Annotated in this window: 7 protein-coding genes; 6 read left to right on the forward strand and 1 reads right to left on the reverse strand. The window is 36.8% G+C overall.

The features are described 5' to 3' along the window. Nucleotides 1-86: 86 nt before the first annotated feature. The 6 genes from MP477_RS05155 (at nt 87) to MP477_RS05180 (ending at nt 7,057) form a co-directional block, all read left to right on the forward strand. Nucleotides 87-779 (forward strand): AIM24 family protein, encoded by a 693-nt coding sequence (locus tag MP477_RS05155; RefSeq protein WP_257189435.1) that lies wholly within the window; start codon nt 87-89, stop codon nt 777-779. Between the two features lie 54 nt (nt 780-833). After that, nucleotides 834-2,369: a hypothetical protein gene (locus tag MP477_RS05160; RefSeq protein WP_257189436.1), complete on the forward strand. Its 1,536-nt coding sequence runs from the start codon at nt 834-836 to the stop codon at nt 2,367-2,369. Nucleotides 2,370-2,460: 91 nt separating this feature from the next. Beyond that, nucleotides 2,461-3,537, forward strand: a complete 1,077-nt coding sequence (locus MP477_RS05165; protein ID WP_257189438.1) for a serine hydrolase — start codon at nt 2,461-2,463, stop codon at nt 3,535-3,537. Nucleotides 3,538-3,736: 199 nt separating this feature from the next. After that, on the forward strand, nt 3,737-5,134 hold the full coding sequence (locus MP477_RS05170; protein WP_257189439.1) for a Gfo/Idh/MocA family protein: 1,398 nt from the start codon (nt 3,737-3,739) through the stop codon (nt 5,132-5,134). After that, complete coding sequence (locus tag MP477_RS05175; protein ID WP_257189440.1) at nt 5,124-6,032, forward strand: sugar phosphate nucleotidyltransferase; 909 nt, start codon at nt 5,124-5,126, stop codon at nt 6,030-6,032. The genes MP477_RS05170 and MP477_RS05175 overlap by 11 nt, the downstream gene beginning before the upstream one ends. Continuing rightward, a complete protein-coding gene (locus MP477_RS05180) occupies nt 6,023-7,057 on the forward strand; it encodes a phosphotransferase enzyme family protein (RefSeq protein ID WP_257189441.1) in 1,035 nt (344 codons plus the stop codon). The genes MP477_RS05175 and MP477_RS05180 overlap by 10 nt, the downstream gene beginning before the upstream one ends. 589 nt (nt 7,058-7,646) lie before the next feature. Here MP477_RS05180 and MP477_RS05185 read toward each other — a convergent pair. Further along, complete coding sequence (locus MP477_RS05185) at nt 7,647-8,138, reverse strand: DNA-deoxyinosine glycosylase (RefSeq protein ID WP_230035722.1); 492 nt, start codon at nt 8,136-8,138, stop codon at nt 7,647-7,649. Nucleotides 8,139-8,312 lie beyond the last annotated feature (174 nt).

Consider the following 8,312-nt stretch of genomic DNA (forward strand, 5'->3'; position numbering starts at 1 on the left):
GATTTAAATCCTAAAAGCAATAAAAGAGAATGTAAGGTATGCAGAATCAACAAGTAATATAGAAAACAAATCAAAAAATTATAATTATGAGCAAATATTCAATAGAAGCCTTTATTAATGAAACAAAAGAAAATCCACAACAAAGAGACTATTTTGAGCTGGAAACCAAACACCTTTTAGAAATCAATCTTAATAATCAGGCTGTATGGACCAAAAGAGGAAGTATGGTAAGCTATGTAGGCAATATCAATTTCGAAAGACAGGGCATGCTGGCCGGAGGTATAGGTAATCTTTTAAAGAAAGCCATTAGTGGCGAAGGTGCCAGGCTGATGAAAGCTGAAGGAACAGGCAAGCTGTATGTAGCAGATTCGGGGAAGAAAGTCCGTATTCTGTATTTAAATAATGAAGCTGTATGTGTGAATGGCAATGATATTTTAGCGCATGAGCAAAGTGTAAAGAGCGATATAACCATGCTTAAAAGTGTAGCAGGGATGATGTCGGGAGGCCTTTTCCAAGCCAGACTTTCGGGAACAGGTCATATTGCTATCACTACGCATGGGGATCCTTTAACTCTATTGGTAACTCCTGACACTCCTGTTTTCACAGATCCTAATGCTACTGTGGCTTGGTCCGGAAACCTCAGCCCGGAACTGAAAACAAATGTTTCTTTTAAAAGTCTTATCGGAAGAGGAAGCGGCGAGGAATTTCAAATGAAGTTTTCAGGAAACGGATGGGTGCTGATCCAACCTTATGAAGAAGTGTATCTTACGGAAAAATAAAGCTCTTTAACCTTGGGCAATTTTTGTACTTTCGTACCAGTTAAACAAAAGCAGATGAATAACCTGATCAAGTTAGTTTTTGTACTGGTTATATTTCCTTCTACAATTATTGCCCAAGCATCAAAGGAAAATTACGCATACCATATCGACCTTCTTCATCTATCGAATGATGAAGTCAAAGTTTCTTTTACGCCACCCAAAAATAACCTTAAACAAGGGAAGTTTATTATTCCCAAACTGGTTCCCGGGTTTTATCAAGCCATGAATTTCGGTCAGTATGTTTCTAATCTTGTGGCTACTGATAAAAAAGGAAAAAAAATACCTGTCGAGCGTCTGGATCAAAACAGCTGGATGGTACATGACCTTAAGCATGTCAACAAAATATCATATCAGGTAGCCGATGGATGGGATTCTTTAGAAAAAGATACCCATGGAGCTAAATCTGCGGGCAGTACATTTAGTAAAGACAGTGTTTTTGTCATCAATTATAATTCTTTGGTGGGATATTTTGAGGAAATGAAAGATATTCCCTATCAAATTAATATTACAAAAAATAAAGATTTTTACGCCTCTTCTGCGCTGGATTACAAACAGAAAGATAAAAATACAGATATCGTATGGGCCAAAGATTACCGCCAGCTGGTGGACTCCCCTGTTTTATACTGTGTTCCTGATACCACCTGGCTGAAAATAGGGCATACTGAAGTTCTTGTTTCATTTTATAATAAGAAAGAAAGGCATTATTCAAAAAAAATAGCTCTTGAGATAGAGAACATTTTGAAAAACCAGCAAGCTTATCTGGGAGGATCATTACCAGTAAACAAATATGCCTTTTTGATTTACTATGAACCTTCAAATGAAAGCGGATTCATGGGAGATGGGCTGGAGCATTCTCAATCGACAGTCTGCCTGTACCGGTCTGGGAATATGAAGTTTCTTCCCAATGCTCTAAACAGGATCGCTTCTCATGAATTCTTTCATATTATTACTCCTCTCAACATTCATTCAGGAGAAATTCAGTATTATGATTTTCTACATCCTTCTCTATCCAAACATCTGTGGCTATATGAGGGAATGACGGAATATGCAACCATCCATATGCCTATAAAACAAAAAATGATTGGCCTGGAGGATTTTGAAAAAACCCTGGAAGAAAAGATAAAGGGTATGAAAGAGTTTGACAACAAGCTGTCTTTCACGGAGATCAGTAAGAATGCCATGGAAAGACAAGACCAGTATATGAATTTTTATCAAAAAGGACCATTACTGGGCATGTGTCTGGATATCAGATTACGGGAGCTTTCCGGAGGAAAAATGGGAACTCAGGATCTAATGTTACAGCTGATGAAAAAATACGGTGAAGGCAAATATTTTAATGATGATGACCTGTTTGATGAAATTACAAAAATGACTTTCCCGGAAATACATACATTTTTCAGGGATTTTATTGAAGGTACCCAACCCGTTCCTTTGAAAGAATATCTGGGAAAAGTTGGTTTTACATATGATGAAACTACCGGAAAAGTAAGTCTTTCCTCTAATCTCAATGCAAAACAGCTAGCGTTAAGAAAAGCATGGATAGATCAGTAAACATTCAATATAATAATATGGGTTATAATACGTAAATAATTGATTACTTTTAACGTAAGTAATTCAGTACTAAACTAAAAATATATTCCCCATGAAAAAAATACTGTCAGGAATGCTGATGATGATGATTCATCTGGCCTATCCTCAGATACAGAAAGTTGAGCAGGTCATTGACTCCTGCGTGCAGAAAGATAATTTCAATGGGAGTGTATTGGTTGCTAAAGGTGGCAGGATTGAATTACTTACCTACAAAGGTTTATCAGACAGACACTATAATATTCCTTTTTCAGATGAAACCAGGTTTCATATCTTCTCGCTGACCAAAACTTTTACGGCAGCATTAATCATGCAGCTTTATGAAAGAGGAAAAATAAATTTAGACGCTCCTATTTCCACCTATTATCCCGAATATAAAGGAGAAGCGGCCCAAAAAGCAACGATAAGAAATTTGTTGACTTACAGCAGTGGGAGAGAAAACAAAGACATCAGTTCGCCTGAACTTATTCATCAGGCTTATGATAATACGATATGGGATCTGGATGATTTCATCAGTACTTTTCTCTCTGAAAAGCTGATCGATAAACCGGGCACTAAATTCAGCTATAACAATGGGGATTTTATCCTCCTTGGAAAGATTATTGAAAAAATATACCACAAATCTTTTGAAGATGTTCTTAAAGAGCAGATATTAACTCCCCTGAAAATGCAGAATACAGGATTTCTTCATCACAATGATATTATCCGGAATATTGATGATGGTTATACGGCTGACGGTGAAAATGTATTTGCTCTTCATACACCCACCAACACCTATATTGACAATTTTTATTCTGCCGGAGCTATGTATTCTACTCCCAAAGATCTTCTACTCTTTGATCAGGCCTTATTCAACCATATCTTATTTAATAAAACAACCCTAAACACCATGCTTACTCCTGATAAAAAGCTTGAAGATACAGCACTTGGATTTTGGGTATATCCTAAAAAATTCGGTTCTGTACATACTCTTTTTGTAGAACGTCAGGGTGAAGGCTATGGGCATAGTGCCAACTGGGTACATCTAGCCGATAAAAATGATCTTACCTTAATTATTCTGTCCAATACAAAAGACATTAAGTATTTAAATAAAATGAGAGAAAGACTGATTACGGCTTATTTTGGACAGTAAGAGGCTAGATCTTAGATTTAGATGCCAGATACTAGATATCAGATGTGCACTCCATAAGCTATTTTATATTCTCCCACTCTAATACTCTAATACTCTAATACTCTAATACTCTAATACTCTAATACTCTAATACTCTCCCACTCTAGTACTCTCTTCGCGGCGATTTACAAAAGTTTTAATATATTTAGAAAAAAAATAGATGGACAATAGTACTTCCCGCAGGAACTTTCTAAAAACAGCAGCTTTGGCGAGCTTTGGAGCATTGGTGGTACCCAATTCTTTATTTGCCTATTCAAATGATTTTAAAACAGATAAGAAAGTGCGTGTCGGCTTTATCGGTGTTGGGCTTCGTGGGCAGGAGCATGTAAAATTACTGACAAAACGCAGTGATGTGGAAATTGTAGCATTTGCAGATCCTGATAAAAGAATGCTTTCCGCTTCCCAGAAAATATTAAAAGACAATAATAAATCTGCTGCTCAGGAGTTTTCAAACGGGGAATATGACTATAGAAATCTTTTAAAATTAAAAACAATAGACGCTGTTGTTATTGCCACTCCATGGGAATGGCATCTTACGCAGGGTGTGGAATCTATGCGCGCCAAAAAGATTGTGGGAATGGAGGTTTCCGGAGCTATTAAGCTTGAGGACTGCTGGGAATTCGTGAAAGTATATGAGGAAACGAAGGTTCCTATTTTCATGATGGAAAATGTATGCTACCGAAGAGATATCATGGCTATTCTGAATATGGTCCGTAAAGGAATGTTTGGAGAACTGGTTCATGGAAGAGGCGGCTACCAGCATGATCTGAGAGGTGTTCTTTTCAATGACGGGGTGAACCCATATAATTCCGGAGCTGAATTTGGTGATAAAGGTTTCAGTGAAGCAAAATGGAGAACTGAACATTATGTAAAACGTAATGGAGAACTGTATCCTACTCATGGATTAGGTCCGGTTGCCATGATGATGGATATCAACCGTGGAAACCGTTTAACAAGGCTTTCTTCATTCTCCTCAAAATCTGTAGGATTACACAAATATATCGTAGAACATGCTAAAGGTGGAGAAAATCATCCGAATGCCAAGGTAAAATTCAATCAGGGTGATATCGTCACTACCCAAATTGCCTGTGCGAATGGTGAAACAATACTGTTAACCCACGATACCAGCTTGCAGAGGCCTTACGACCTTGGATTCCGTGTACAGGGAACTGAAGGATTGTGGCAGGATTTCGGATGGGGAGATTTTAATCAGGGAAATATTTATTTTGAAAAAACAATGAACCACAGCCACCGTTGGGAAAATACGGAAAAATGGATGAAAGAATTTGATCATCCGATGTGGAAAAGGTTTGAAAATACAGCGGCAGGTGCAGGACATGGCGGAATGGATTTCTTTGTGATGAATACGTTTATTGAATGTATCAAACGGAATATAGAATTTCCAATGGACGTTTATGATCTTGCTTTATGGTACTCCATTACGCCGCTTAGTGAAGAGTCTATTGCCAAGGGCGGCCAGGTTGTTGAGATTCCTGATTTCACCAATGGTAAATGGAAGACCCGTAAACCTGTATTTGGAATGACCGATGAATTCTAAAAAATCATTACTTATATTGGCCGGCGGATTAGGCAGCCGTTATAAAGGTCTCAAGCAAGTGGATGGAATACTCGATAACGACTCTCCGATTTTGGAGTATTCTATCTATGATGCTCTTGAGGCTGACTTCCGTAAAATAGTGATTATCGTTAACAGATTAGTTCCCAAAAGTTATATTGACCGGCTTAATGCTCTATCCCAAGCAAAAGGGTTTGAGCTGCATTGGGTATATCAGGAAATGGATCGTATTCCTGTTCCTGATTTTGATTACTCAGAACGGCAGAAGCCCTGGGGAACCGCTCATGCTGTTCTTTGCGCAAAAGATGTGATACATGAACCTTTTGTAATGATCAATGCAGATGATTTTTACGGAAAAGAAGCTTATCATCTGGCAGCTGACGAAATTGAACTTCATCATATTTCAGCAATACAGCTGGCTATGGCAGCTTATCCGGTAAGTACTACATTAAGCGGTAACGGAACTGTTGCCAGGGGAATCTGTACTTTAGATTCGGACAGTTTCCTTGTCAAGGTAGAAGAACAGACATCTATTCAAAAGGTGAATGATTCAATTATTTATACAGAAAATGGGCAGTCTATAGAAATAGCTCCTGATACCTTAGTATCCATGAACTTTTTCATTTTCCATCCCGGTATTTTTGGTACCCTGGAAACCTATTTTTATGATTTTATAAAATCAGACCCGATGCCTGATCAGGAATTTTATATTCCTTTCGCCATACAGAGAATGATGGATGAAAAAAAGGTAAAAGTAAAAGTGAAAATCTCACCTTCCCAATGGATGGGAGTAACATACGCAGACGACAAAAAGAGCATTAAAGATTTTCTGACCTCAGAAATTCAAAAAAACAGATACCCGGAAGATTTATGGAACTAAACAGCATTGTAAATCAGTTTATTGGCACCAATAATTATAACATTTCCCCTATTACGGATGGACTGATCAATACGACCTACCTTTTAGAAGATAAAGATCAACAGAAAAAGTTTATCCTGCAAAAAATTAATCGTACCGTTTTCAAACAGCCGGAGATTATCATCAATAACCATATTGTTGTCAATCAACGTTTAGAAAATGGAAATTATCCTCTGCAGCTTATAAAGCCCATTCCATCTTTAACGGGAAGTTTTATCGTCTATGATGAAAATATGGATTCATGGAGGTTATCCAGTTTTATAGAAAATGCAAAAACCCTTTTTAAAATTCATGATCAAGCCTCTGCTTATGAATCTGCAAAAGCAATAGGATGTTTTCTTAATGCCATTAATACAGGAGATATTCCGGATATCCAGTCCCCAATTCCTGATTTCATCAATTTTGAAAAAAGAATTTCAGATTACAGGGATTCATTACATGCTGCCGATGTAGCCCTTATAGAAAACGCTTCTACTGAGATTGAAGAAATTAACGATTTGCTGTTCTTACCTCGGCACTGGATTGAAATGGAAAGAAATAATGATCTCCCCCGCCGAATCATACATGGAGATCCTAATGTCAGAAATATTCTTTTTAATACCGATTTCAGTCCTTTAGCGGTTATTGATCTGGATACCATTATGATTTCTACCTTATTGTATGATTTCGGAGATATCGCAAGGTCTTACACCAATACAACCAATGAAGATGACGGAAGTGCTATAAAAAACTTCAGTCCATCCATATACAGGGCTGTAAAAGATGGATTTCTGCTTCATTTAAAAGAAAAGCTGGTATTCAAAGAACTTGAGCATCTTGATTATGCAGCGCAGGTAGTAATCTATATTCAGGCAGTTCGTTTTCTGACAGATTATCTGAATGGAAGCACATATTATTCGATACAGTATCCTGAGCATAATCTCAACAGAACACGCAATCAGCTGAAACTGTTAAAAGGATTAAGGAAATACTTGAAAGCTGATTAATTTCCCGCCTAACAGATTGATCAGATTGTTGATATAGTAAGACTGATGCTTTCTCCATTCCTAACACATATACAGTAGAAAATCAGATACTTTCATCGAAATTTTGATTAAATCAGATCTTCGGTTTGTAGTGAAAAATCGATTTACGCCATTAACCACCCCGTCAAAAATTCTTCGAATTTTCGCCACCCCTCCAGAGGAGAGGAATATTTAGTCTTCAATTGGTATATTTGAGCATCTGATTTCAAATTCCCATGAAGTTAAAAGATAATGATTGGAATTTCCATTTACCATGTTATTCCGCAGGAATCTAACTGTATATATAAGAAAATCATAGATTTTTAAAAAACTTAAATGAACTTTTCAGCAGTTTGATATTAACTAAAAAAAATCTAAAGTGTCTAAAATATTTTGTGGCTTTTGTGGTTTATCTTTTCTCACAGATTGAGCAGCTCAGGCAGATTCTTACTACGTTTAGATTCCTGTGGAATGACAAAGTGTGTGCATAGACTGTGTTTAGTATTTGTCATTCCGCAGGAATCTTAATGCTGACTGTTATCCTTACGATTCAATTTTAGGTATTGAATCATCAATCCAGAAATTCCAGGATCTTCTTCCACTCTTCATATTTCTTTTCAAAGGAAACGGTATGAAGCGGACTTGTAGAAGGTAATAAAAAGACTGGAAGTCTATAGTTTTTTCCTAGAAGTTTCTGTAGGTTTTTATAAGACTTTCCTCCGTTGCAGAAAACAGCTCTGATGTTAGGGTGTTCTTCCAACAGCTCAGCAATTTGATTGGCCTCTTCATTTTTAATCTCAGAATCCAGGCTTCCTTTTCTTTCACAGGAATCAATAACATCCCAGAGGGCAATATGGTATTTCTTTAAAATATTGATTCTTTCCGTATAATCTTCTGTAAATTCTTCATTCAGCAATTCAAAAATAATCTTCCAGAATTTGTTTTGTGGATGAGCGTAGTATTGCTGCTTTTCCAGTGATTTCACTCCCGGAATAGAACCTAAAATTAAAATTTCAGACTGTGTATCGATAAGTGGTAAAAATGAAGAAATACGGTTTTGCATGCTCAAATATATAAATTTTGTCTAAAGCCATTAGAACTTTTTGACCATAAAAAAACGGGCCAAAGCCTAGTGATGGTCGGAAGAAAAACTTTCGATTTTCATTTATTGATTTATCGATTAATTAAGTTCTATCTTTGGTTGATAGAATCATTAATATGTCCATTTTCAACGAAC

The organism is Chryseobacterium sp. WG23 (assembly GCF_024586575.1).
Lineage (GTDB): Bacteria > Bacteroidota > Bacteroidia > Flavobacteriales > Weeksellaceae > Chryseobacterium.

Excerpts from the sequence above, each read along its gene's own strand:
- MP477_RS05155 (WP_257189435.1), top strand. The coding sequence starts at position 87 with ATGAGCAAATATTCAATAGAAGCCTTTATTAATGAAACAAAAGAAAAT.
- MP477_RS05160 (WP_257189436.1), top strand. The coding sequence starts at position 834 with ATGAATAACCTGATCAAGTTAGTTTTTGTACTGGTTATATTTCCTTCT.
- MP477_RS05165 (WP_257189438.1), top strand. The coding sequence starts at position 2,461 with ATGAAAAAAATACTGTCAGGAATGCTGATGATGATGATTCATCTGGCC.
- MP477_RS05170 (WP_257189439.1), top strand. The coding sequence starts at position 3,737 with ATGGACAATAGTACTTCCCGCAGGAACTTTCTAAAAACAGCAGCTTTG.
- MP477_RS05175 (WP_257189440.1), top strand. The coding sequence starts at position 5,124 with ATGAATTCTAAAAAATCATTACTTATATTGGCCGGCGGATTAGGCAGC.
- MP477_RS05180 (WP_257189441.1), top strand. The coding sequence starts at position 6,023 with ATGGAACTAAACAGCATTGTAAATCAGTTTATTGGCACCAATAATTAT.
- MP477_RS05185 (WP_230035722.1), bottom strand. The coding sequence starts at position 8,138 with ATGCAAAACCGTATTTCTTCATTTTTACCACTTATCGATACACAGTCT.